The sequence below is a fragment of the Dactylosporangium sp. CA-092794 genome (genome assembly GCF_050948465.1).
Taxonomy (GTDB): domain Bacteria; phylum Actinomycetota; class Actinomycetes; order Mycobacteriales; family Micromonosporaceae; genus Dactylosporangium.
Window position 1 is genome coordinate 11,459,215 of sequence record NZ_CP192044.1, and the last position, 23,892, is coordinate 11,483,106.

Consider the following 23,892-nt stretch of genomic DNA (forward strand, 5'->3'; position numbering starts at 1 on the left):
CGCGGATCGGGCAGACTCGGCTCATGCCCGTCCCGCCGTCCTCCACCGCCGAGCTGCTGCGGCTCATCGAATCCGGCGCCCGCGTGAAGTTCCTCTACTTCTGGGGCCACCGCCCGCGGCCCGACGGGGCGATCGGCCCGAGCTGCCTGAGCCAGTGGTGGCCGGCCCCGTTCACGGCGGACGGCGCCGGGTTCGCGTCGGCGGAGCACTACATGATGTGGCGCAAGGCGCGGCTCTTCGGCGACGAGGCCGCCGCCGGGCGCATCCTCGCCGCGGCGCACCCCAACGACGCGAAGACCCTCGGCCGGGTCGTCGAGGGCTTCGACGAGGACACCTGGGCCCGGGAGCGCTTCGGCATCGTGGTCGCCGGCAGCATCGCGAAGTTCGCCGCCCACGCCGACCTGCGCGCGTTCCTGCTCTCCACCGGCGACCGGATCCTGGTCGAGGCCAGCCCGCTGGACCGGGTCTGGGGCATCGGCATGGCCGCCTCGGACGCGTCCGCGGACGAGCCGGCCCGCTGGCGGGGCCGCAACCTGCTCGGCTTCGCGCTCATGCGGGCCCGGCACGAGCTGGCGGGCCGCTCGTGAGCGGCCGGGACGAGGTCGAGCCGCTGCCGGGCTTCATCGCCTGGCCGATCCGCGTGCTCGCGGTCGTCTTCGTGGTACCGGTCCGGCTGGCCTGGGAGCTGTTCACGATCGTCACGCGCTTCATCGGGCGTTATGTGTTGCGGCCGGTGTACGAGTACGTGCTGTACCCGGTGCTCTACTACGTGCTGTACGTGCCGTTGCGCTGGATCGTGCTCAACGTGCTGTGGCGGCCGCTGGTGTGGCTCGTCAAGTACGTCGTCGCCCCGCTGTTCGGCCTGCTGTGGGACGGCCTGGTCTGGTTCGTCCGCGCCCTCGGCCCGTTCTGGCGCCTGCTCGGCCGCGCGCTGCTGGAGGCGGCCCGGGCGATCGGCTGGGCCATGCGGCTGCTGTACCGCTACCTGCTCCGCCCGCTGGGCCTGGCGCTCGCCTGGGTGATGGTGGCGCTCTACCGGTATCTGCTGCGGCCGCTGGGCTACGCGATCGCGTTCGTCTGGCGGTGGGTGGTCGTGCCGGTCGCCCGGGCGGTGGGCTGGGCCTGGAACCACTCGGTTGTCTTGTTGTGGCGGTACCTCGTGGTCATCCCGATTTCCTGGGTCTGGCGGACGATGGTGGTCCCGCCGGCCAGGTGGCTCCGCGCCGCGGTGCTCCACCCGATCGCCGAGACCACCCGCCGCGTCCTCGCGACCCTTGGCCTGCGGTAGCCGATCAGCCGACGGTGGCCGGCTCGACCGCCCTCGGCCACCGCCCGGCTCGGCGCTCAGCCGCCGGTCCGGCAGCTGCGCACCGCAGCCCGGCGCCGCCAGCAGTTGCGCCGCCCGCAACCGGCGACGGGAGCGACCGGCGCCGCCCGCAACCGGCGACGGGAGCGACCGGAGCGAGGGCGACCAGCGACGGACAACAGGCCGGTCACCGATGCCGCCTTTTATCTCCGTGATCATGCTCGACCGGCCGAGCGCACCACGCGTTTTTCATGATCACGGAGCTTGCATGTACACCTGGGTACCACACCTTTCCGCGATCACGAAAAGTCCGGGCGTCGGCGTGCCACCTGCATGATCACGGAGACTTGTCGCCGCATCGCCCGACAAATCCGACATATACCCTGTCAGGAGAAAAAACCGATAAGTCGTGGCACGGAGTGCCCGACTTATCGGGACAGAGCGGATCGTCCGGGCCGGTGTCTAGCGGAGCACCGCGCGGCGGATGCCGTAGGTGAAGTACAGCAGCAGGCCGAGGGCCATCCAGACCAGGAAGCGCACCCAGGTGATCACCGGCAGGTTCAGCATCAGCCAGAAGCTGGCCAGCACGCTCACCGCGGGCAGCCACGGCACCAGCGGGGCGCGGAAGGCGCGCGGCAGGTCCGGGCGGGTGCGCCGGAGCACCGCCACGCCGATCGAGACGACCACGAACGCGAACAGGGTGCCGATGCTGGTCAGCTCCGACAGCTCGGACAGCGGCACGAAGGCGGCCAGCACGGTCACGATCGCGCCGGTGATCGCGGACATCACCCACGGCGTGCCGTAGCGGGGGTGGACCCGGGCCAGCACCGGCGGCAGCAGGCCGTCGCGGGCCATGGCGAAGGAGACCCGGGCCTGGCCCAGCAGCAGCACCAGGATGACCGAGGTGATGCCGCAGACCGCGCCGAGGGAGATGAGGTGCGCCGCCCAGCCCTGCCCGGCCAGGACGAACGCCTTGGCCAGCGGGGCGGCGGTGTTCAGCTCGCCGTAGCGGGCCATGCCGGTGACCACGAACGCGACCGCCATGTAGAGCACGCCGCAGATCACCAGCGAGCCGATGATGCCCCACGGTACGTCCCGCTGCGGCCGGTGGGTCTCCTCGGCGGTGGTGGCCACGACGTCGAAGCCGATGTACGCGAAGAACACGATCGAGGCCGCCGCCACGATGCCGAACCAGCCGAAGTGCTGCGGGGTGATGCCGGCGAGCACCTGCAGCAGCGGCGCGTCGCCGCCGGAGGACTTCGCCGCCGGCCGGGCCGGCGGGATGAACGGCGTGTAGTTGGCGGCCCTGACGAAGAACGCGCCCAGGCCGATGACGAAGAGGACGACGGCGACCTTGATGATCACCAGCGCGCCGGTCACCCGCCCGGAGAACTTGGCGCCGAGGATGGCCACGACCGTGAGGGCCACGACGATGAATGCGGCGCCGAGGTCGGGCCGGGCCCGGTCGCCGGCCAGCCAGGGCGGCAGGTTCAGCAGCGCCTGCAGGTAGGCCGACCAGCCCCGGGACACCACGGCGGCGCCCAGCGCCAGCTCCAGGCACAGGTCCCAGCCGATGATCCAGGCGACGAACTGGCCGAGGGTGGCGTAGGAGAAGGTGTACGCCGACCCGGCGACCGGCACCGTGGAGGCGAACTCCGCGTAGCACAGCGCCGCCAGCGCGCACACGACGCCGGCCAGCGCGAAGGACAGCACGATCGCGGGGCCGGCGTTGCGGGCCGCCTGCTGGCCGGTGAGCACGAAGATGCCCGTGCCGATGATCACCCCGACGCCGAAGACGGTCAGGTCGAAGGCGGACAGGTTCTTGCGCAGCCGGCGGCCGGGCTCGTCGGTGTCCCGCATCGACTGCTCGATCGACTTCGTGCGCAGCAGTGACGACGGCATGAATCCCGACATGCCCGCCCGAGGACCCGGCTACACGTCGGCGTCCTCAGCTAGTACCATTAAACCTATCTTTTAAATAGGATTTCGGCGATGGGGCGGTGGACGATGGGGCGGACGGGCACCACCGTCGTGGTGGGCGGCGGCTGTAGCGGGGCGCTGACGGCGATCCACCTGCGCGAGGACCCGGCGCAGGAGGTGGTGATCGTCGATCCGGCGCCGTTCCACGAGCTCGGCCGGGGCGCCGCGTACCGCACCAAGGACCCGGTCCACCTGCTCAACTCGCGCGCCGCGGCGATGAGCGCGCTCGCAGACGCGCCCGACGACTTCCTCGACTGGTGCCGTGAGCAGGGCCTTTCCGTCGGCCCCACGGACTTCGTGCCGCGCCGGGTGTACGGCGACTACGTGCACGACCGGCTGCGCCGGGTGGCGTTCACCCACGTGCGCGGGGTCGCGGTGCGCATCCGCCCGGACGGCACGGTGCTGCTGCGCGGCGGCGACGCGGTCCCCGCCGACCGGGTGGTCCTGGCGCTCGGCCACGGGGCGCCCGGCGGCCCGCTGGCGATCACCTCGGCGGTCCGCACCCACCCCTACTATGTGGGAAACCCGTGGAGCCCGGGCGCGCTGGACCGGGTGCCGGGCGACCTGCCGGTGCTGCTGATCGGCACCGGGCTGACCGCCCTCGACGTGGCGCTGTCCCTGCACGGGCGGGGCCGGCGGGCGCCGATCCTCGCCGTCTCGCGCCGCGGGCTGCTGCCCCAGCCGCACCTGCCGCGCCAGCCACCGGGCGACGCCGGGTTCAGCTACCCGGGCACCGGCGCGGCCGGGCTGCTGCGGGCGGTGCGGGAGTACGCCGCGACCCAGCCGGACTGGCGCAGCGCGGTCGACGCGATCCGGCCGCAGATCGACCGGCTGTGGTGGCAACTGTCCGTCGACGCGCGGCAGGGGTTCCTGCGGCACGTGGCCGCCTACTGGGAGGTGCACCGCCACCGGATGGCGCCGGAGATCGCGGATCGGGTCGGCCGGATGCGCCGGAGCGGCGAGCTGAGCATCGACGCCGGGAAGATCCGGTCCATCCGCCGCGGGGAGCGCGGCTTCGTGGTCACCATCGACGACGCGACCCGGACGGTGGGCGCCATCGTCAACTGCACCGGCCCGGGCGGCGCGAGCACCTCCACGCTGGGCCGGGCGCTGCTCGACGACGGGCTGGCCCGCCGGGACGCCACCGGCATCGGGCTCGACGTCGACGGGCTGGGGCGGCTCGTGGACCGGGCCGGCGAGCCGGTCGAGCACCTGTTCGCGGTCGGGCCGACCCGGCGCGGCGCCTGGTGGGAGACGACCGCGGTGCCGGAGATCCGGGCCCAGGCCAAGGCGCTAAGCCGGCACCTGCTTGAGCGTCATCACGTGCTCAACTAGGGCGATCAGCACGTCCTTGACCGAGCGGCGCTCCCGGGCGTCGCAGAGCACGACCGGCACCTCCGGGTCGAGGTCGAGGGCCTTGGCGATCTGCACGGCGCTGTGCTTCTGCACGCCGTCGAAGCAGTTCACCGCGACCAGAAACGGGGTGTGCCGCCGCTCGAAGTAGTCCACCGAGGGGAAACAGTCGGTGAGCCGCCGGGTGTCGGCCAGCACCACGGCGCCGAGGGCGCCCAGCGCCAGCTCGTCCCACAGGAACCAGAAGCGGTCCTGTCCCGGAGTACCGAACAAGTAGAGAACGATATCGTCGTTGATACTGATCCGGCCGAAGTCCATCGCGACGGTCGTGGTCCGCTTGCCTTCGACGCCGTGGACGTCGTCGATGCCGACGCCGGCGTTGGTGAGCACCTCCTCCGTCTGCAGAGGACGGATCTCGCTCACCGAGCTGACGAGCGTGGTCTTGCCGACGCCGAACCCACCCGCGATGAGGATCTTCACCGCGAGCGGGACGTGACCGTCAGAGCGCTCGGAGGCCATTGACAACCGCCTTGAGGATGCGATCGTCGGGCCGCTGTGGCCCGACGGACTGGTCGTACTCCGGTTCGTGCATTTCGATGAGACCCTGCTGGAGCAGGTCGCCCAGCAGCACGCGCACGACGCCCAGCGCGAGGTCGAGATGGGAGGCGAGCTCGGCGACCGACACCGGCTCGCTGGTGCGCGCCAGGATCGCGCGCTGCTCGGGCAGCAGGTGCAGCTCGCCGGAGCCGTCGACCCGGCTCACCACGAACGCGAGCAGGTCGAAGGCGCCGACGGCCGGGCGGGCCCGGCCGCCCGTTACGGCGTAGGGCCGCACCACCGGTCCGGCTTCGGAGTCGAGCCAGTCGTGGTCACCCTGTGGCATCGTTTGAGACGCCCGGTCGCGATGGCGCGGTGAGGTACTGCCCGACCCGGGTCACCAGCATCGCCATCTCGTAGGCGATCACGCCGATGTCGGAGTCCGCGGCGCTGAGCACCGCCAGGCAGGCGCCCTGCCCGGCGGCGGTGACGAAGAGGAACGAGTTGTCCATCTCCACGATGGTCTGACGGACCGAGCCGCCCTTGAACTGCCGCCCGGCGCTGCGGGCCAGGCTGGAGAATCCGGACGCGACCGCGGCGAGGTGCTCGGCGTCGTCGCGCCCCAGCCCGCTGGACGCGCCCATGAGCAGTCCGTCGGCGGAGAGCACCACCGCGTGCTGCGCCGACTCGACCCGCTCGACGAGGTCGTCGAGGAGCCAGTCGAGCTTGCCGGTCCGGCTCGTCGAGTGCGTCACCTATGCGTCCCTTTCCGGTGTGTTCGTGTCCGGGTCGTCGTCATCGAGCGGGACCTGCCCGGCGTCGCGCCGGCCGCGGGTGAACCCGGCCTGCAGCGACGTCATCAGGGCGCGGGTCTGCTCCGGCGACCGCCCGCCGACGGTGGTCGTGGCGAACTGCGCGGCGGGGATGCCGTCCACGGTCATCTCGTCCTCGGGCCGCTCGCGCAGCTGCGGGGCGAGGCTGGCCTGGCGGCGGCGCCGGGGCAGGCCGTCATCGGTGAGCTCGGGCTCCTCCGTCCGGGCCTCGGCGGGCTCCCGCGGCGATGGTACGGCGGGCAGCGGCTCCGGCGCCGGCGGCGGCTCGGGCGCCACGGCCGGCGGCGGCCGGTCGTCGCCGGGCGCCGGGCCGAGCACCTCGGCCGCATCCAGCTCCAGCACATTCTCGACCGCCTCCGGCCGCCGCTCGGCCGGGGCCGCCGCGGTCAGCTCGGGGGTGGCGCTGGTGATCAGGTGCGGCGGGACGAGCACGACCGCCGTGATGCCGCCGTACGCCGAGGCCCGCAGCGTGACCCGCACGCCGTGCCGGGCGGCGAGCAGCGACACGACGAACAGGCCCAGCCGGGCGCTGTTGGCCGGGTCGAAGTCCGGCGGCTGCAGCAGCCGCTGGTTGGCCTCGGCGATCGCCTCCGGCGCCATGCCCAGGCCGCGGTCCTCGATCTCGATCGCGTAGCCGTTGGGCACCAGCTGCCCGCTGATCTGCACCCGGGTGTGCGGTGGCGAGTAGGCGGTGGCGTTCTCGATGACCTCGGCGAGCAGGTGGATGACGTCGGCGACGGCCCGCCCGGCCAGCGCCGCCTCGGGCAGCGCGACGAACCCGACCCGCGCGTAGTCCTCGACCTCGGAGACCGCGCCGCGGATCACGTCGACCATCGGCACCGGGTTGCGCCAGCCCCGGCCGGGCGCGGCGCCGGCCAGGATGACCAGGTCCTCGGCGTGGCGGCGCATCCGGGTGGCGAGGTGGTCGACGCGGAAGAGGTTCTCGAGCTCGTCCGGTTCGGTGGTACGCCGCTCCATCCGGTCGAGCAGCGCGAGCTGGCGGTGCAGCAGCGTCTGGCTGCGCCGGGCGATGTTGAGGAAGACCTCGTTGAGGCCCTGGCGCAGCTGGGCCTCGTGCGCCGCGGACTGCACGGCGGTGCGCTGGACGGCGCTAAAGGCGTTGCCCACCTTGCCGATCTCGTCCTGGCCGTACTCCAGCGGCGGCGTCGCCGCCACGATGTCGATCTCCTCGCCCTGCCGCAGCCGGGTGACGAGATCGGGCAGCCGCACGTCGGCCAGGTGCTGCGCGTCCTGGCGCAGGCCGACCAGGCGGCGGATGAGCGACCGGCCGATCCGGATCGACAGCAGGATCGACACCAGCACCGCGACGAGGCCGAGCACGCCGGCGCCGACCACGCGCAGCAGGATCGCGGTGCCGACCGGGCCCGCGTTCTGCACGATGACCTCGCCGAAGCGCAGGTCGAAGTAGCGCAGCTGCTGGACCAGGTCGTCGTAGGCGAGGCGCCAGGCGCCCACGTCGAACGGCAGCGGCCCGCCGGGCTTGGCGTCCGACATGATCTTGTTCTCCAGCGACTGCACCCGCTGGTAGGCGTCGCCCGCGGCGATCGGGTCCCACAGCTGGCGGCCCTGGTCGCGCAGGTCGACGACCGCGTCCGCGTAGACGTCGCGCTTGGCGCCGATCAGCGCGATGAGGTCGGAGCTCTCGGTGCCCACGAACCGGCCGGCCGCCGCGGCGCCGCTGACCAGCGCGTCCTCGCGGGAGAGCAGCTCACGGCCGCGGCTGGTGGCGATGACCGTGCGGGCGTCGCGGGTGAGCTGGGCGTCGCTGATGCCGGGGAGGGAGTTGTACCACCGGTAGATCGCGTCGATCGGGGTGTTGTAGACCTCCATGGCGGCGGCCCGGTCGACCTGCCCGAGCGAGATCGCGATGCGTTTCGCCGGAAGCCCGTCGAAGGCCGAGACGACCTCCTGCAGCCGGGCCCGGGCCGTCTCGGGGATCGCGCTCTGCAGGTCGGCGTCGGTGGCACGGCGGCGGAAGTCCGCCAGGACGCCGTCGACCTTGCTCCGCTGGTCGGCGAGCGCCAGCGTCTCCGGGCGGCCGTCCTGGCGCCCGGTGGCGAGGTACACCTGGGTCAGCTGCCGCTCGCGCTGCAGCTCGACGATCACGTTCTCCGACGGCTTGCCGCTCAGCGCGTAATACGTCTGGCTGTTGAACAACTCCGCCGCGTCACCGGCGGTCAGCGTCGTGGCGAACACCCACATCACGATGAGCGACGCCAGCGGCGGCAGCAGCAGCGTGATGATCTTGGCGCGGATCGACCAGGTACGGATTCTCCACGAAGGACTCTTCATGCGGTCGGTTCCTCGCTGGGCTCGCGGGGCAGAGGGTGGCGCCTCGGGCATGATACGGACACCAAGGGCCTGAAGTCACCAGCCACCTGGCGCTTTCATCTGATCCTGACTCGCCCCGGACATCCCCCTTTGCCCGGTATGAGCGGCACGTCCCCGGGCACCCAGGCCGCATGCGGCGTGGACGTTGGGTGCTGGCGATCGGGGCTTGGATGATCTGCGCGGCGGCGCTCAGCGCCCTCGGGGTGGACGGCACCCGCGCCGCCCGGGCCGCGCTGATGAAGGCCACCCGGCCCGCGCCGGGCTACACGGCGCCCGCCTCGCCGCCGCCGTCCCCGGGCACGCCGCAGGTGCTGCGCACGCCCGGCGGCAACGTCGTGGCCGGGTGCACCGGCGGGCAGGTGCGGGTGGAGTACCTCAGGCCGGCCGACGGCTTCCACATCGAGAACGCCGACCGGGCGCCCGGGCCGCAGTCGCGGGTGACCTTCAAGGCCGACGGCCGCGAGGTGCGGGTGCTGGTGCAGTGCGCCGGCGACACTCCGCAGGCCGAGGTCACCGTCGGCTGAGCGACCGGTCACCTAGAGATAGAGGCCGATGCGCGGCGGGTCCGCCTCGGGGGTCAGCACCCGGCCGCCGCCCTCGCGCAGCTCGTAGAGCTCGGCCAGCGTCGCGCCGTCGGGGCCGATCCCGGTGGCCGTGCCGATCGCGGACTCCAGCCACGCGGCCGCCTCGTCGAACGGCAGCGGGCCCAGGTGCAGCTGCGCCAGGCAGCGACCGGGACGTACCACCGCCGGATGGAGCTTGGCGAGATCCTCGTTGGTGGTGATCGCCACGAGCACGTCGCGACCCTGCCCGAGCAGCCCGTCGGTGAGGTTGAGCAGCCGCGCCAGGGCCTGGCCGGTGGCCTGTTTCGCCTCGCCCCGGATCAGCTCGTCGCAGTCCTCGAGCAGCAGCAGCCGCCAGCGCCGCCGCCCGCTCGCGTCGTCGCCGTCGGCGCCCAGGGCGGAATCCATGAGGTACGCCGGGTCGGCGAACAGCCGCTCCGGGTCCAGCACGCAGTCGACCTGGCACCAGTCCCGCCACTGCCGGGCCAGCGCGCGCAGCAGCGTGGTCTTGCCGGTGCCGGGCGGCCCGTGCAGCAGCAGGAGCCGGCCGCCGACCTGCTCGGCGTCGAGGCCCATGAGCCGGTCGATCGCCTCGGCCGTCTTCGCCGCGTAGTTGGCGCGGATCTCCGGCCACGCCGGTGCGGCGATGCGCCGCTCCCGCCGGCGCGGGCCGTGCTGGCCGGCGTGCCAGAAGCCGATCGGCACCTGCTCGTCGGCGGGCGGCTCGGTCTCCTCGGCCCCGTCCACCGCGCCGGCCAGGATCCGGTCGGCGAGCTCGGCATCGACGGCGGTGACCGTCACCGTGGCGTTGCGGCTCTGGTGCCAGCGCACCGCGCGCAGCGTCCAGCCGTCGCCGGCGGCGAGGGTGGCGCGGTCCTCGTCGTCGACGGCGTCGCGCAGCACGGTGGCGCCGTCGGGCAGCAGGGTCGCGTCCTTGCGCAGGTTGGCCAGGCGGCGGGTGCGCGCGTGCGGCTGCCGGCCGCTGACGAACGCCGAGAGGGCCAGCACGTCGAGCACGTCGAGCACGCCGTCGCCGTCGTCGATCCAGGCGTTGACGGGGACCGCGGCGGTGGGCTCCACGGGAGACATCCCTCAAGGATCAGGCGGGTTCCCGCTGCAGTACACCCATTTTCTCCGGTACCACCGCCGTGCCCGCGCTGCGGATGGCCATCGACGCGCAGCGCTGCGCCACGTCCGCGGTCTCCACCAGCCCGGCGCCGGCGAGCCGGGCGAGCACGAACCCGGCGAGGTACGCGCCCCCGGCCCCGGTCGCGTGCGCGCCGCGGGCCGGCGGCGCGGCGGTGCCGACCGACTCGCCGTCGAGGCTCATCACCGCCGACCCCTCCTGGTCCAGGGTGACGGCGACGACCGCCGCCCCGGTGTGCCGCAGCAGCCGCCCGCGGTCGCGCTGCCGGTCGAACGCCACGCGCCCCGGCTCCCGGCCGAGCACCCGGTCGGCCTCGTCGCGGTTCGGGGTCACCAGGTCGGGCCCGATCGACGCCCAGCTCGCCAGGTCGTGCGCGTCGACGGCGAGCAGCGGCAGCTCCAGGCGCCGGTCCCCGAGCAGCGCGCGCACCTGTGGGCCGAGCGTGCCGATGCCGTGGTCGCACACCACGACCGCGTCCGGGCGCGGATCGCCGCTCAGCGCCTCCTCGAGCCGGCGGACGAGGGTCTCGACGGCGTCCGGGCCGAGCGGGCTCGTGTCGCCGTCGTCGAAGCGCACCAGCACGTAGTTGTCGGCGACCACGCGCCGCTTGGTGACCGTGTGCCGCCCGACCGCCGTCACCATCCGGTCGGCCACCCCGCCGTCCCACACGCAGGTGCGCAGCCGCGCGCCCGCGTCATCGTCGCCGACCGCGCCGACGAGCGTGGTCCGCGCGCCGAGCGCGGCGAAGTTGGCGGCCGTGTTCGCCGCGCCGCCGCACACCTCCCGGGTGGTGTCGAGGGTGATCACGGGTACCGGGGCCTCGCTGCTCAGCCGGGTCGGGGTACCGCACAGCCATCCGTCAAGCAGCGCGTCGCCGACCACGAGCACCGCCGCGTCGCGCCAGCCCTCGGCCAGCGCGGCGAAGTTGCCAGAGCTTTGCACCGCCCGCCGGTACCCGGCCCGGCCCGCTTCATTCCCTGCGACGATCACGGGCATTCCTGTCACAATCGGGGCATTGAACGCGCAGACGTGGCGATCATCGGCGGGGGCATGGCCGGCCTGGCCCTCGCCGCAGAGCTCGCCGAGCTGGACGGCCGGTTGGCGGAACGGTCGGGCGGTACCCGCCCGCCGCTGAGCATCACGCTGCTCGAGCGGGAGAACCAGCTCGGCTACCACAGCACGGGCCGCTCGATCAGCGCCTTCTGCGAGAGCCTCGGCGGCCCGCACCAGCGCGCCCTCACCCGAGCGTCGCGCACGATCCTCGACGCGATGGGCGCCGAGTCGGGCACACCGCTGCTGCACACCCGCCCGATGGTGTGGGTCGCCGACGAGGAGCACCTCGACCCGCTCAACGACCTGCTGACCGCCAACCCGTCCTTGCGCGCGGTCGACCTGGCCGCCGCGCAGACCCTCTGCCCGCCGCTGCGCCCGTCGGCCGTGGCCCGCGCCGCGGTGGAGCGCACGGCCCAGGACATCGACGTCGACGGCCTCCTGGAGCGCTACCGCCACCGCGCCACCGCGGCCGGCGCGGTCCTGCGCACCGCCATCGGCCTGGAGTCCGGCACCTGGGACCCTGCGGGCTCGGCCTGGCGCCTGACCACCGACCGCGGCGAACTGCAGGCGGCCCGCGTCGTCAACGCGGCCGGCCCATGGGCCGACGCGGTCGCCACCCGCCTCGGCGTGGCCCCCGCCGGCTTGAAGTCCCTGCGCCGCACCGTGGCCATCGCCTCGGCCCCCGGCATCGGCCCGGCCTGGCCCTTGGTCATGGACGTCGGCGAGCGCTTCTACTTCCGCCCGCAGCGCGGCGGCCTCCTCGTCTCGCCGGCCGACGAGACCCCGTCCCCACCCACCGACGCCGTCCCGGCCGCGCAGGACGTCTCGCTGGCCCTCGACCGCGCCGCGTCCGCCACCACCCTGGAGTTCCAGCGGGTCCGCACCAGCTGGGCCGGCCTGCGCACGTTCACCGCCGACCGCGACCCGATCGTGGGCCCCGACCCGCGGCAGGACGGCCTCTCCTGGTTCGCCGGCCTGGGCGGCACCGGCATCCAGACCGCACCGGCCCTGGCCCGCCTGGCCGCCGCCCAACTCCTCGACGAGCCCTACAACGTCCCCGGCCTCAACCCACAAGCCTTCCTCCCCCGCTAACCCCCCACTCGCCCCGCCCCACGGACGCCGCGCCGCCCCCACGCCGCCCCACCCGCCAACGCCGCGCTGACCCCACGCGGCCCCACCCGCACCGCCCGGCCGGCCGACACCGCACTCGCCAGGTGGCGTCCCGCTCACGGCCCCGCCCTCCGCCACACCGCGCTCCCCGCAGTGTGCGCGCCCCACACCCCACCAGCCCGCCGCACCGCTGTCCCAGCCGCGCCACCACCGGCCTCACCGCACCACCCGGCCCCCGCACGGCCCGGCCGAGCCGCCTCACCGCCGCGCCGCCGCCCCAGCCCGCCTCGGCCCCGCCCACCGGCCCCGCCCACCGGCACCGCCCGCCACGGCCGCGCCGCCTGCTCAGTCGCGCCGCCAGCCTGCCCGTCGAACCGTCCGGGTCGACTCCGCTTCGCGCGGGCCGCGCCGGCCCGGACGAATCCTTCCGCGATCATGCGCCGAACTGCTTCGACGGCCCGGTTCTCCATGATCACGGAGACAAACCGTACACATAGGTACATCTTTGCTCCACGATCATGAAAAACACGGGGTGCGCAACGCGGGTAGGCATGATCGCGGAGACTTAACGCCCCTCCAACGCTCACCATCCGGACATAACCGAAATGTCGGATAAATCTGGCGCGCCAGCGCCGGATTTATCCGACCGCGGACACGTCCCGGCGCACCGGCGGCCGCGGCACCGCAGCCGGCAGCGCAGCGTCCGGACCCAGCAGGGCGCGGTCTGCGTCGTCGACGAAGGACAGGTCCGCCTCCACGTGCCGGCTCGCCGCCGACAGCAGCAGCCCCACCACCGGATCCGTGGCCTTGCGCCGCAGCCCGTCGAGGTTGCGCAGCTCGCGCAGCAGGTACGTGCGCTGCTGCCCCAGCACGGTCCGCACCGTCTCCGGATCCCCCGATCGCGCGGCCGCCGTCACCTTCAAGAAGAAGTCGTCCCGGAAGCCGCCACTGCGCGCCGACGCCTCCCCGAGCCAGCGCCCCAGCTCCGACCGCCCGGCCTCGGTGATCTCGTAGACCACCCGGTCCGGCTTCACCGTCTGGGCGTGCCGCTGCGAGACCACCATCCCGTCCCGGGAAAGCCGGTCGAGGATCTGGTACAGGTGGCCGATGTTCAGCGGCCCCCACTGCGGGCCGACCGCGGACTCGAAAGCGCCCTTGAGCTCGTAGCCGTAGCTCGGGCCGTGCGACAGCAGCGAGAGCACCGCGTGATGGATCGGCATGCGTCAGAGGGTACCCCTTGCATTGTCACAATGTATCGGCCAGCCTCGCCGGGTTACCCAGCTGCGGCTTTAGCCAGAGTTTGCACCTATTCACGGGTAACATCCCTCTTACGTGCTTGCGGGTTGGGGGTGGTATGCCGCAACTCGATACCGGCGTGCTGACGCACCCCGAACGGCTTCGCGCACTACGCCGCGCGCATCTCCTGCTCGAGTCGTCGTCCGCTCCGGTCGACGGCCTGGTCCGGCTCGCCGCCCGCTCCGTGGTGGCGCCGGTCGGGCTGCTGACCCTGGTCGACGACGAGCGCATGCACGTGGTCGGCCGGCACGGCCTGCCGCCCGAGCTGGACCGGGTCCACGCCGAGCCGGCGACGAGCTCGTTCTGCCAGTTCGTGGTCAGCGAGAACAGCCCGCTCGTGGTGCGCGACGCCCGCGAGGACCCGGTGCTGCGCGATCTCGGCGTGGTCCACGCCCGCAACATCACCGCGTACCTCGGCCAGCCGATCCACGACCCCAGCGGCCACACGCTCGGCGCGGTCTGCGTCACCGACTCGGTGCCTCGGCACTGGACCGACGACGACATCGCCGCCATCGCCGAGTGCGCCGGCCTGCTGGAGGTCATGCTCGCCGCGGAGACGTCCCGGGAGGACATCGCGCTCGCCGCGGCCGAGACCGACGCGGTGCTGGAGACCGCGCTCGAGGCGTTCGTCGCGATCGAGCTCAGCGGCGAGATCACCCGGTGGAACCGGGCCGCCGAGCGCGCCTTCGGCTGGTCGGCCCGGGAGGCGATCGGCCAGCCCGTGCACGAGCTGCTCATCCCCGAGCGGTTCCACGCCGCGCACCGCGCCGGCCTGGCCCGGCTGGCCCGCGGCGGGGTGCCGAAGCTGCTGGGCCAGCGCCTGCAGCTGTATGCGGTGAACCGGGCCGGCGCCGAGTTCCCGGTCGAGCTCACGCTCAACGTGGTCGAGGGGCCGCTGGGCCGGCACGCGCACGCGTTCATCTACGACATCAGCGAGCGGGTCACCGCCGAGCGGCAGCTCGCCCGTGAGCGGCACTTCCTCGGCGCCCTGCTGGACAACCTCGACGTGGGCGTGATCGCCTGCGACGAGCGGGGCCGGCCGATCCTGTCCAACCGGGCCCTGCGGGATATTTTGGGCGGCGACATCATCGGCGCCAACGTCGGCGAGCGGTGGACCGCGCCCATCGTCGGCGACGAGATGCCGCTGACCCGCGCCTTCCGCGGCGAGCACATCCGCGACGCGGACTTCGTCATCCACCCGCCGGACCGGCCGCGCCGGGCGTTCACGGTCAACGCCCAGCCGATCCGCGACTCCGACGGCACCCGGCTGGGCGCGGTCGCGGCGCTGCACGACGTCACCGAGCGCCGCCGGGCGCAGCGGCTCATCGAGTGCGAGCTGGCCGTGTCGCGCATCCTGGAGAACGCCGCCACCATCGAGGCGGCCGGCCTGGAGCTGCTGGAGACGGTGGCCCGCACGCTGCACTGGCCGCACGCCGAGCTGTGGCTGGTCGACCGGGTCGGCCACGTGCTGCGCAACGCCGCGATGTGGACCGAGCCCGGATACGAGATCCCGCCGCCCGACCCGCTTTCCCCCGGCGTCGGGGTCTCCGGCGTCGCCTGGCAGACCGGCCAGCCGGCCTGGATCCCGGACATCTCCGCGGTCAACAGCCGCCTCAACGCGCCGTCGCTGGCCAAGCACGGGCTGCGGGTGGGCCTGGCCATCCCGATCCGCGACGGTACCGGGGTCACCGGCACGCTGAGCTTCTTCGGCGACGCCGCCGAGGAGCCCGAGCAGTCCCTGATCGCGCTGCTGTCGGGCATCGCCGCGCACGTCGGGCAGTTCCTGGAGCGGCGCCGGGCGGAGGACCTCGCCAAGCAGCTGGCCCGCACCAAGGACGAGTTCATCGCGCTGGTCGGCCACGAGCTGCGCACGCCGCTGACGTCGATTTCGTCGTACACCGAGCTCCTGCTGCACGACCACGAGGACGAAACCACCCGGTCCCAGTTCCTGGCGGTCATCGCCCGCAACGCGGAGAACCTGCGCGCGATCATCGACGACCTGCTCGACCTGGCCGGCCTGGAGAGCGGCTACGTGACGCTGGTCGAGCGCCCGGTCGACTTCGCGGCCGTGGTCCGCGAGGTCGCCGACGCCAACGCGCAGGCGGCCCGGGAGAAGGACCTCGACGTCTCGGTCGGCCTGCCCGACGGCCCGGCGCCGGTCTCCGGCGACCTGCCCCGGCTGCGCAAGGTCGTCGACCACCTGGTCACCAACGCGGTCAAGTTCACCCCGCCCGGCGGCCGGGTCGAGATCCGCCTCGACAGCGACGTGGCCGGCGTGACGCTACGCGTGGTCGACACCGGCGTCGGCATCCCCGAGGAGGAGCGGTCGCGGCTGTTCGAGCGCTTCTTCCGCGGCTCCAACATTCGCAACCAGGGCGTGCCCGGCACCGGCCTGGGCCTGGCGATCAGCCGCACGGTGGTGGAGCGCCACGGCGGCACGATCACCGTGACCGATCACGGCGACAAACCGGGTACCACGTTCGTCGTTCGCCTGCCCGCCTACTGCCCGTGAGTTTTGTTTGCGGCAACGGCCGGGCAGCATGGGATCCCTCTGGATCAGGCCCTGCGGCCGGCCCGTTTTGGCTGGCCGCGGGGGGACCTGGTAGCCTGATTCATCGCGCCCGGTGACGCGTCGGTGTTCGATGTGCCGAGAATGCCGGAGCTAAGACCCGAACCCGAGCGATCAAGACGAGGCTGTCGCGTGGCGAACATCAAGTCCCAGATCAAGCGCAACCGGCAGAACGAGAAGCGCCGCCTGCGCAACAAGTCGGTGAAGTCGTCCCTGAAGACGGCCATCCGCAAGTTCCACGAGGCGACCGCCGCCGGCGACGCCGAGACGGCCGCGACCCTGCTCCACCAGGCCTCCCGCAAGCTGGACAAGGCCGCGAGCAAGGGCGTGATCCACAAGAACCAGGCCGCCAACCGCAAGTCGGCGATCACCAAGAAGCTGAGCACCCTGACCTCCGCCTGACGGCGACCCGCTCACTTCTTTCTCCATACCGCGAAAAGCGCCGCCCACTAGCCTGGGACGGCGCTTTCGCTGTGCCCTCTTCCCGACGGGTGTCGTGTAGCCTCAGATTATGGCCATTAGGTCTTGTTGCCACATGGCCCTATAAGCTATTGTCCACACATGGTAATCCCCAGCCGCCCGCACAACGGGTACCGAAAAATCGCCGAAGTGCTGCGCCAACGCATCCACGACGGCAGCTATCCCCCCGGCGACCCGGTGCCCACCGAAGCCGCCCTCGCCGACGCGTTCGCCTGCAGCCGCGACACCGTCCGGGACGCCCTGGCCGCCCTCGAAGTCGAAGGCCACATCCTCAAACAACGCGGCCGCCGCACCATCGTCCGCCGCCGCGCCGACCGCACCCGGGTCGAAATTCCCCCCAACGCCTGGGTGAGCGCCCGCCCGGTCACCCTCCCCGAGGCCGAGTCCTTCGGCTGCGGCCCAGGCATCGCCATGATCGAGGTCCACACCGGCACCACCGAACAGCTCTACCGCGGCGACCAGCACATCCTGGTCTCCCAGCCCGCCGCGGCCGCCTGACCCTCACCACCACCTCGTCGACGCCACCCGTCGCCGGTCCAGACCAAAAAGTGGCCTTGGATGCCCACTCAAGGTCATCCAAGGCCACTTCGCTCATCCAAGGTCAGGCGAACCGCCCCTGGTTGAGCCCACCCGTACGCTGCCGAGCCAACTCATCATCCGTCCGCCACGACCGCTCCGCGTGCCGCCCGGTCGTGAAGTGCCCCGACGTCTCCTCGGACCGCCGCCGCCCGGCCGGCTGCTGCCGCGCATGCCGCCCACCGGCCACCCGCTCATCTCCGTCCCGCCGATGCTCCCCACCGGACGCGCCCCGGCTCAAACCAGCCTCATCGCCCTCGCCGAAGCTCCCCTCGTCACCGGGCCCGTAGTCACCGCTCCCCGCCGGCCCATAGCCACCGTCCTCGGCCGACCCATAGCCGCCGTTCGCGGCTGGCCCGTAGCCGCCGGTGCCGGACTCCGCCGCCCGATACGCCTCACCACGCGCCGTCAGATCCCGGGCGGCCTGCTCGCGCCCCGCCGACCCGAACGCCGACCGCGACCCGCCCTCCTCGCCCGAGTAGTCGGCCGCGGCACCCTCCCAGCCGGCGTACGCACCCCACGATGACTGCCCCCCGTACGGCGACCGGCTGCTCCCCCACGCCGCCTGATCGGCCCACCCGGTGTCGTCGTCCCAGTCCGCACCCTGCTGCGCCGGCGCGACCGGCCGCTGATCGGCCCACGCCGCCCGATCGCCCCAGGCCGTCTCGTCCCCCCAGTTCGCCGCCGCCGCGCCGTTCCCATGCCCGCCAGACCACCCCGCTCCTGCGCCATCCCCATGCCCACCGGGCCACCCGGCCGCCGCGCCATCCCCGCGCTCGGCGGACCACCCGGCCGCCGACTCGGACGCGCCCGACGTCCGGTCGTCCCAGCCGCCGGTCGCGCGGTCGCCCTCGCCCCAGCCGCCCGTCTCGCCGGACCGGTCGCCCTGCGCTCCGGGCTCGGCCGCGTGGGCGGCTTCGGCCTGGCTGCCCCACGGATCCTGGGCGGGCCGGTCCGCCCACATGGGCCGCGAACGCTGGTACCCGTGCGCATCGGTATCGGTCCACGCATCGCCCGCCGCCGCACCGTCGGCGACCGGCGCGGACGGGGCCTCGGCGGCGACCACCGGCTCGGCGACCGGCACATCGGAACCCGGCGAGATCCCGTAATCACCCTCGGCCGCCCGGCGCGACCCGCCCCCCGCGCCGCCGTCCCGGGCCGGAACCGAGATCCGGATCACGCCGACCTTCTTGCGCTGCGCCGGCGGCTCGACCGTCCGGGTCCGCACGCCCGTCGTGGTGTCCGAGCCCGCGGTCTTCGACTTGGTGGTACCGCCGGCCCGAGCGATCTCGGCCCGATCGAGCGCGGTCGCGGTGCGCCGGGCGACCGGCGGCCGCTCGTCCTCCGCCCGATCGAGCGCCGTAGCCGTGCGACGGGCCGCCGGGGGCCGCTCGTCCTCAACCCGGTCGAACGCCGCCGCGGTGCGACGAGCCGCCGGGGGCCGCTCGTCCTCAACCCGGTCGAACGCCGCCGCGGTGCGACGAGCCGCCGGGGGCCGCTCGTCCTCAACCCGGTCGAACGCCGCCGCGGTGCGACGAGCGGCCGAGGGCCGCTCGTCGGTCTGGGCATCGGGATCCACCCGCGTGGCTGACGCTCGATCGGATGAACCACGATCGCCCGAGCGCGCCTGCGCCCGGGCCCGCCGCGAGCCCCCGATGACCATGTCGTTGACCTTCACCATGATCGCCACCACGGCCGGCAGGACCGGCACCGCCCACCAGCTCACCAGCTCGGCCAGTGCCAGCAGCACCCCGGCCGCGATCATGCACTCGAACAGCAGGAAACTTACGAACCCGCCCACGTGCAGGTGCCGAAGCCGCAGCGCACGCACGTAGAGCGGCGCCTGGTGCGCGAACCCGTTGTTCGTCGTCATCGTCCTATTCCTCCACCGCGCGCGGCGACGACTGCGAACACCGCCCGCTCGAGCGCATAACCGCGGTCGTCAGATCCACCCTTCACGGCGGCATTGCACTCGGCAGCCGCTCGCATGGCATCAACGAGCGCCTCGGCCGTCCAGCCACGGGCTTGGCGCTGCGCGCGTTCGACCTTCCACGGAGGCATTCCCAAACTACCGGCGAGTTGATATGCGCTCCCCTTGCCCGCCGCAGCCACCCGAGCGACGGTACGAACCCCATCGGCGATCGCATCCGCGATCGGCACCGGGTCCACCCCGATGTGCAGCGCCCACCGCAGCGCCTCCAGCGCCCCGGCCACGTCCCCCACCATCACGGCATCGGCGACGGTGAAGCCGGACACCTCGGCCCGCCCCTTGTAGTACTGCGCGATGGTCTTCGCATCGATGCGCCCACCGGTGTCGGCGACCAGCTGCGAGCAGGCCGCCACGATGTCCCGCAGCTCATTGCCCACCGCCGCCAGCAGCGCCTCCGCCGCGTCCTCCCCGATCTTGCCGCCCTGCCGCCGAATCTCGTTGCGCACGAAGTCCACCCGCTCGCGGTGCTTGCTGATCTTCGCCGCCGCCACCACATCGGCCCCCGCCGCCTTGAGCCCATCGGCCAGCGCCTTGCCCTTGGCCCCACCCGGATGCGTGACGACCAGCACGACGTCGTCCTCGGGCGCCTTCGCATACCCGACCAGCGCCGCCGACACGTCTTTCTTCACGTCCTGCCCGTCGTCCACCACGATCACCCGCCGCCCGCCGAACAGCGACGGGCTGAGCATCTCCGCCAGCTCCCCGGCCACCAGCTCACCCCCGGCCCGCCGCCGAACCTCGGTATCCGCCTCCTCCGCCCGCGCCACGGCGATCGTCTCGGCAACGGCACGGGACACGAGCAGCTCTTCGTCGCCGATCACCAGGCGAACGCGGGGAAGATTCGACACGCCAGCCATCGTGTCACGCCCACCGCCCACGCCCCGCCCACCGACGCCTCCAGCCCCCGCCCCGAACAACCACGCCGCCAACAGCCCCGACGCCGAGCACAGGCCCCGCACGGCAAGCGGGGCACGCCGGGGGCGCTGCACGCCGCGTAGGGCCGGACGAATCTCTCCGTGATCATGCTGCCCGCGGTGGCCGAACACCGGGTTTTCATGATCGCGGAGACTTGTGGTACACGGGTGTACATCAGCGCTCCGTGATCATGAAAAACCGTTGGCGTCGGCGCGAGTAGGGCATGATCGCGGAGACTTCCGGTCGCTGCGCCGAGCTTCGCCACGCAGATCGGATGCCGCGCCCAACGGGGGTGAGACTTCCGCAACGTCCACCCGCCCGCGCCGCCCGCCCCACCACCCCACCGCGCCGCCGCCCCGCCCGCCTGACCCGCGCCGCCGCCCCGCGCCGCCCGCCCCACCGCGCCGCCGCCCGCCCGCCCGCACCGCACCGCACCGCCGCACCGCGCCGCCGCCCGCCCGCCCGCACCGCACCGCACCGCCGCACCGCCCTGCCGCCGCACCGCCCCGCCCTGCCGCCGCACCGCCCCGCCCTGCCGCCGCACCGCCGCGCCGCGCTGCCGCACCGTCGCACCGCCCGGCGGTCGGCGCCGATGGCCGCCGTGCCCACCGGCGGCCCATCGACGCCCAGCCTGCGCCGGCCGCGACCGGCCGCCTGACCTCAACCAGCGCGACCAGGCGCCGGCCTCATGCACCACGCCGGCGCACGTGACCGTGGACGGGGCGTCATAAGCCACGGGCGGGACGTCACGAGCCGCGGGCGCGGCGTCATGAACGACGGGCGCGACGTCACGAGCCACGGGCGGGGCGTTATGAGCCGCGGGCGGCGACCGCCAGTTGGCCGCGGTCGTCGCGGACCACCGCCAGGTCGCCCTGCTGGTCGGTGCGCAGCACGCGGGCGCCGCCGCGGGTCAGGCGGGCCAGCAGCACCGCGCTCGGGTGCCCGTAGTCGTTGTCCGCGCCCACGCTGACCAGCGCGATCCGGGGCGCCACCGCCTCCAGGAACGTCTCGTCCTGGTAGGCGCTGCCGTGGTGCGCGACCTTCAGCACGTCGGCGCGCAGCAGCGCCGGATCGTCCATCGTGCGCAGGCTGAGCTGCTCCTCCGTCTCCGCGTCGCCGGTCAGCAGCACCCGGAAGCCGCCCGTCGAAACGGAGAGCACGAGCGAGTTGTTGTTCGGATCGGAACGGGTGCCGGTCGTCGGCTGCACCGGGCCGAGCACGGCGATGCCGACCCCGCCGACGGTCAGCGTCGTGCCGACCGGGGCCGCGACCGGCGGCAGGCCGTGGCCGAGCACCGCGGCGCGGGCGGCGGCCGGCTCGGCGAAGTCCGGCGCGAGCAGGCCGTCGACGCGCCGGCCGCGCAGGACGCCGTCGAGGCCGCCGACGTGGTCCACGTGGAAGTGGCTGATGACCAGGAGCGGAATCCGCCGCACGCCCAGCCGCCGCAGGCACCCGTCGACCGGGTCCGGCTCGGGTCCGGCGTCCACCACTACGGCCGCGCCCGGCCCGGCCGCGACGGCGAGCGCGTCGCCCTGGCCGACGTCGCAGGCCACGACCAGCCAGCCCGGCGGCGGCCAGGAGGCGGCCAGCATCCGCACCGGCGCCGCGCCCAGCACCACCGCGACCGCGGTGACCAGGACCCAGCGCCGCACGACCGGCCACCGGAACGCGACCAGCAGCGCCGCGACCAGCGCGCCGAGCAGCAGCCCGCCGGCCGCCCCGCCCGGCCAGGGCAGCAGCCCGGCGGGCACGGCGGCGCCCCGGTGGGCGACGAACACCAGCCAGCGGGCCGGCCAGGACGCGAGCCACGCGGCGAAGGCGGCCGCGGCGGGGAGGACCGCGGAGAGCACCGCCGCGAAGATCCCCAGAATCGTGGCCGGCGCGACGGCGGGCGCCGCGAGCAGGTTGGCCGGCACGGTGGTCAGGCTGACGCTCGCCGAGATCGCCGCGATGACCGGCGCGCACGCGGCCTGCGCGGCGGCGGGCACGCACAGCGCCTCGGCGGCGACCCGCGGCCACCCCCGCGCCCGCAGCGCCTCGGTCCACCGCGGCGCGATGAGCACCAGCCCGCCCGTGGCCAGGACGGACAGCGCGAACCCGGCGTCGACCGCCAGCTCCGGGTCGACCACGACGAGCCCCAGCACCCCGGCCGCCAGCGACGGCACCGCCGCCCGGGGCCGCCCGACCGCCATCGCGACCAGCGCGAGCCCGCCCATGGCCGCGGCCCGCAGCACGCTCGGCGAGGGCCGCACCAGCACGACGAACCCGGCCAGCGCCACCACGCACACGACCGCCGCCACCCGCGGCCCGGCCCGGCACCACCGCACGACCGCGACCACCAGCCCGATCACGATCGCGAGATTGGCGCCCGACACCGCGGTCAAGTGCGTGAGCCCGGTGGTCTTGAAGTCCGCGGCGAGCGCCGGATCGAGCCGGCTGGTGTCCCCGACCACGAGCCCCGGCAGCAGCCCGCCCGGCTCGGCCGGCAGCCCCGCACACGCCCGCTGCAGCCCCGCGCGCAGCACCCCGGCCGCCCGCTGCACCGGCGGCGCCCGCCCGATCAGCGCCGGCGCCCCGGCCACCGAGACGAGCGCGGCCCGCAGGTCACCGCCGCCGGCCGGGGACAGCCGCCCCTCGGCCTCGGCCTCCTGCCCCGGCAGCAGCCCCAGCCACCCCCGGTCGCCCGCGAGCACGAGCACCCGCGCGCCGACCGCGACCCGCGCACCGTCCGCGGCGGACACCCAGACCAGCCGCGCCGGCACGACGACGGTGGCGTCCCGCCCCACCCGGGCCCGGCCGAGCCGCGGATCGTCGGAGATCCGCACCTGCACCCGCACCGTCGCATGCCGTATGGCCAACGTCCGCAGCGGCTCGGCGTCTCGCTCCCCGACGCGCGCCGCCGTGGCCGCCCCGCCGCAGGCCACCCCGGCCGCGACCGCCGCGACGATCCACCTGGTGCTCCGCGCGCCCCGCCCCACCGCCACGGCGGGCCAGGCGAAGGCGACCAGCAGCCCGGCCCCGGCGATGGTCCAGCCGGCGGCGGGCGGGACGAAGAGCGCGCCGATCGCCGCGAACCAGCAGCCGAGCGCGGCCCCGGCGAGCCGCATGTCCGCGCTCATACCGTCACGCGGTCCTTCAGCTGCTGGAACTTCGCGTCGCCGATGCCGTCCACCTGCCGCAGGTCGCTCACCGCGCGGAAGCCGCCGTGCCGGTCGCGGAACTCGACGATCCGCTGCGCCAGCACCTCGCCGATGCCCGGCAGCGTCTGCAGCTCGGTGGTGGTGGCCGTGTTCAGGTTGACCAGGCCACCGCCGCCGACGGGGCCGGCGGCGGCACCGGGTGCGGCCGGCGGGGGCGTGATGCCGACGGCGATCATCTCCCCGTCGGTGACCTTCCGGGCCAGGTTGATGCCCGACAGGTCGGTGCCCGGCAGCGCCCCGCCCGCCGCCTCGATCGCGTCGGCCACCCGCGCTCCGGGCGGCAGGCGCACCAGCCCCGGCCGCCCGACCCGGCCGGTCACGTTCACGACGAGCGGCGCGGGCGAGGCGCTGGGCGCCGCCGCGGCCGAGATCCCGCCCCCGGCCGGCGCCGCCGTCACCCGCGGGCGCGACCACCAGACGATGCCGGCTGAGACGCACACCACCACGGCCGCGACGACGAGCAGCACGCGCACTCCCCGCCGCCCCGGATCGAACGCGCCCAGCGATCCCCGCGAAACTGTGCCATCCCAGGAATCGTCGGGAGGCAGGGCCGTCACCCGAGCCGGGGCCGCAGGGTCGTCGTAGTCGTCTGTGCGCCGCATGGCACGGCAGCGTAGGCGGGATGCGACCCG

The 23,892-nt window shown here is 74.1% G+C and carries 21 protein-coding genes; 9 read left to right on the plus strand and 12 right to left on the minus strand.

The window, feature by feature from the left end; genetic code table 11:
• Window positions 1–23: 23 nt before the first annotated feature.
• Together ACQPXD_RS49520 and ACQPXD_RS49525 are read left to right on the plus strand one after the other, a co-directional pair.
• Window positions 24–587, plus strand: coding sequence for an NADAR family protein (locus tag ACQPXD_RS49520; RefSeq protein ID WP_432831046.1), 564 nt, complete (start codon window positions 24–26; stop codon window positions 585–587).
• On the plus strand, window positions 584–1,288 hold the full coding sequence (locus ACQPXD_RS49525; RefSeq protein WP_432831048.1) for a hypothetical protein: 705 nt from the start codon (window positions 584–586) through the stop codon (window positions 1,286–1,288). Before ACQPXD_RS49520 ends, ACQPXD_RS49525 begins: the two co-directional genes overlap by 4 nt.
• 480 nt (window positions 1,289–1,768) lie before the next feature.
• Here ACQPXD_RS49525 and ACQPXD_RS49530 read toward each other — a convergent pair whose 3' ends face one another.
• Entirely contained in the window at window positions 1,769–3,208 is a 1,440-nt protein-coding gene (locus ACQPXD_RS49530; RefSeq protein ID WP_432831050.1) for an amino acid permease, read from the minus strand.
• Between the two features lie 90 nt (window positions 3,209–3,298).
• Here ACQPXD_RS49530 and ACQPXD_RS49535 point away from each other — a divergent pair, with 90 nt between their 5' ends.
• Window positions 3,299–4,621, plus strand: a complete 1,323-nt coding sequence (locus ACQPXD_RS49535; RefSeq protein ID WP_432831052.1) for an FAD/NAD(P)-binding protein — start codon at window positions 3,299–3,301, stop codon at window positions 4,619–4,621.
• Here the strand turns inward: ACQPXD_RS49535 and ACQPXD_RS49540 are convergent.
• From ACQPXD_RS49540 to ACQPXD_RS49555, 4 genes are read right to left on the minus strand one after another with little or no spacing between them, the layout of a single operon-like run.
• Window positions 4,580–5,158 (minus strand): GTP-binding protein, encoded by a 579-nt coding sequence (locus tag ACQPXD_RS49540; RefSeq protein WP_432831054.1) that lies wholly within the window; start codon window positions 5,156–5,158, stop codon window positions 4,580–4,582. The genes ACQPXD_RS49535 and ACQPXD_RS49540 overlap by 42 nt on opposite strands.
• Window positions 5,139–5,522 carry a DUF742 domain-containing protein gene (locus ACQPXD_RS49545; protein ID WP_432831056.1) on the minus strand — a complete coding sequence of 128 codons (384 nt, stop codon included), beginning with the start codon at window positions 5,520–5,522 and terminating at the stop codon, window positions 5,139–5,141. Before ACQPXD_RS49545 ends, ACQPXD_RS49540 begins: the two co-directional genes overlap by 20 nt.
• Entirely contained in the window at window positions 5,509–5,931 is a 423-nt protein-coding gene (locus ACQPXD_RS49550) for a roadblock/LC7 domain-containing protein (RefSeq protein WP_432831058.1), read from the minus strand. The genes ACQPXD_RS49545 and ACQPXD_RS49550 overlap by 14 nt, the downstream gene beginning before the upstream one ends.
• Window positions 5,932–8,322 carry a nitrate- and nitrite sensing domain-containing protein gene (locus ACQPXD_RS49555; RefSeq protein WP_432831060.1) on the minus strand — a complete coding sequence of 797 codons (2,391 nt, stop codon included), beginning with the start codon at window positions 8,320–8,322 and terminating at the stop codon, window positions 5,932–5,934.
• Between the two features lie 170 nt (window positions 8,323–8,492).
• Between ACQPXD_RS49555 and ACQPXD_RS49560 the strand changes: the two genes are divergently transcribed.
• Window positions 8,493–8,885, plus strand: a complete 393-nt coding sequence (locus ACQPXD_RS49560) for a hypothetical protein (RefSeq protein WP_432831062.1) — start codon at window positions 8,493–8,495, stop codon at window positions 8,883–8,885.
• A 12-nt stretch (window positions 8,886–8,897) separates the two neighbouring features.
• Here ACQPXD_RS49560 and ACQPXD_RS49565 read toward each other — a convergent pair whose 3' ends face one another.
• Both ACQPXD_RS49565 and ACQPXD_RS49570 read right to left on the minus strand, forming a co-directional pair.
• Complete coding sequence (locus ACQPXD_RS49565; protein ID WP_432831063.1) at window positions 8,898–10,013, minus strand: DUF5925 domain-containing protein; 1,116 nt, start codon at window positions 10,011–10,013, stop codon at window positions 8,898–8,900.
• A gap of 10 nt (window positions 10,014–10,023) precedes the next feature.
• Window positions 10,024–11,061 carry a bifunctional heptose 7-phosphate kinase/heptose 1-phosphate adenyltransferase gene (locus ACQPXD_RS49570; protein WP_432831065.1) on the minus strand — a complete coding sequence of 346 codons (1,038 nt, stop codon included), beginning with the start codon at window positions 11,059–11,061 and terminating at the stop codon, window positions 10,024–10,026.
• A 39-nt stretch (window positions 11,062–11,100) separates the two neighbouring features.
• Between ACQPXD_RS49570 and ACQPXD_RS49575 the strand changes: the two genes are divergently transcribed.
• On the plus strand, window positions 11,101–12,216 hold the full coding sequence (locus tag ACQPXD_RS49575; RefSeq protein ID WP_432831067.1) for an NAD(P)/FAD-dependent oxidoreductase: 1,116 nt from the start codon (window positions 11,101–11,103) through the stop codon (window positions 12,214–12,216).
• 656 nt (window positions 12,217–12,872) lie between these two features.
• Here the strand turns inward: ACQPXD_RS49575 and ACQPXD_RS49580 are convergent.
• Window positions 12,873–13,454 carry a PadR family transcriptional regulator gene (locus ACQPXD_RS49580; RefSeq protein ID WP_432831069.1) on the minus strand — a complete coding sequence of 194 codons (582 nt, stop codon included), beginning with the start codon at window positions 13,452–13,454 and terminating at the stop codon, window positions 12,873–12,875.
• Window positions 13,455–13,588: 134 nt separating this feature from the next.
• Here ACQPXD_RS49580 and ACQPXD_RS49585 point away from each other — a divergent pair, with 134 nt between their 5' ends.
• The 3 genes from ACQPXD_RS49585 (at window position 13,589) to ACQPXD_RS49595 (ending at window position 17,077) form a co-directional block, all read left to right on the plus strand.
• Window positions 13,589–16,042, plus strand: coding sequence for an ATP-binding protein (locus ACQPXD_RS49585; protein WP_432831071.1), 2,454 nt, complete (start codon window positions 13,589–13,591; stop codon window positions 16,040–16,042).
• Between the two features lie 189 nt (window positions 16,043–16,231).
• Complete coding sequence (gene rpsT / locus ACQPXD_RS49590) at window positions 16,232–16,501, plus strand: 30S ribosomal protein S20 (RefSeq protein WP_432831073.1); 270 nt, start codon at window positions 16,232–16,234, stop codon at window positions 16,499–16,501.
• 159 nt (window positions 16,502–16,660) lie between these two features.
• Window positions 16,661–17,077, plus strand: a complete 417-nt coding sequence (locus ACQPXD_RS49595; RefSeq protein ID WP_432831075.1) for a GntR family transcriptional regulator — start codon at window positions 16,661–16,663, stop codon at window positions 17,075–17,077.
• Between the two features lie 103 nt (window positions 17,078–17,180).
• On the opposite strand, the gene ACQPXD_RS49600 is transcribed toward ACQPXD_RS49595, so the two are convergent.
• Together ACQPXD_RS49600 and holA are read right to left on the minus strand one after the other, a co-directional pair.
• The gene (locus ACQPXD_RS49600) at window positions 17,181–19,028 is read right to left on the minus strand and encodes a hypothetical protein (RefSeq protein WP_432831077.1); all 1,848 of its coding nucleotides are present in this window, start codon (window positions 19,026–19,028) and stop codon (window positions 17,181–17,183) included.
• Window positions 19,025–20,002, minus strand: coding sequence for a DNA polymerase III subunit delta (gene holA, locus ACQPXD_RS49605; RefSeq protein ID WP_432831079.1), 978 nt, complete (start codon window positions 20,000–20,002; stop codon window positions 19,025–19,027). Before holA ends, ACQPXD_RS49600 begins: the two co-directional genes overlap by 4 nt.
• A 350-nt stretch (window positions 20,003–20,352) precedes the next feature.
• Between holA and ACQPXD_RS49610 the strand changes: the two genes are divergently transcribed.
• Window positions 20,353–20,718, plus strand: a complete 366-nt coding sequence (locus tag ACQPXD_RS49610; RefSeq protein WP_432831081.1) for a hypothetical protein — start codon at window positions 20,353–20,355, stop codon at window positions 20,716–20,718.
• A 151-nt stretch (window positions 20,719–20,869) separates the two neighbouring features.
• Here the strand turns inward: ACQPXD_RS49610 and ACQPXD_RS49615 are convergent, their stop codons facing one another.
• Both ACQPXD_RS49615 and ACQPXD_RS49620 read right to left on the minus strand, forming a co-directional pair.
• Window positions 20,870–23,179, minus strand: coding sequence for a ComEC/Rec2 family competence protein (locus ACQPXD_RS49615; RefSeq protein ID WP_432831083.1), 2,310 nt, complete (start codon window positions 23,177–23,179; stop codon window positions 20,870–20,872).
• Window positions 23,176–23,727 carry a helix-hairpin-helix domain-containing protein gene (locus ACQPXD_RS49620; RefSeq protein ID WP_432831085.1) on the minus strand — a complete coding sequence of 184 codons (552 nt, stop codon included), beginning with the start codon at window positions 23,725–23,727 and terminating at the stop codon, window positions 23,176–23,178. Before ACQPXD_RS49620 ends, ACQPXD_RS49615 begins: the two co-directional genes overlap by 4 nt.
• Between the last annotated feature and the right edge of the window lie 165 nt (window positions 23,728–23,892).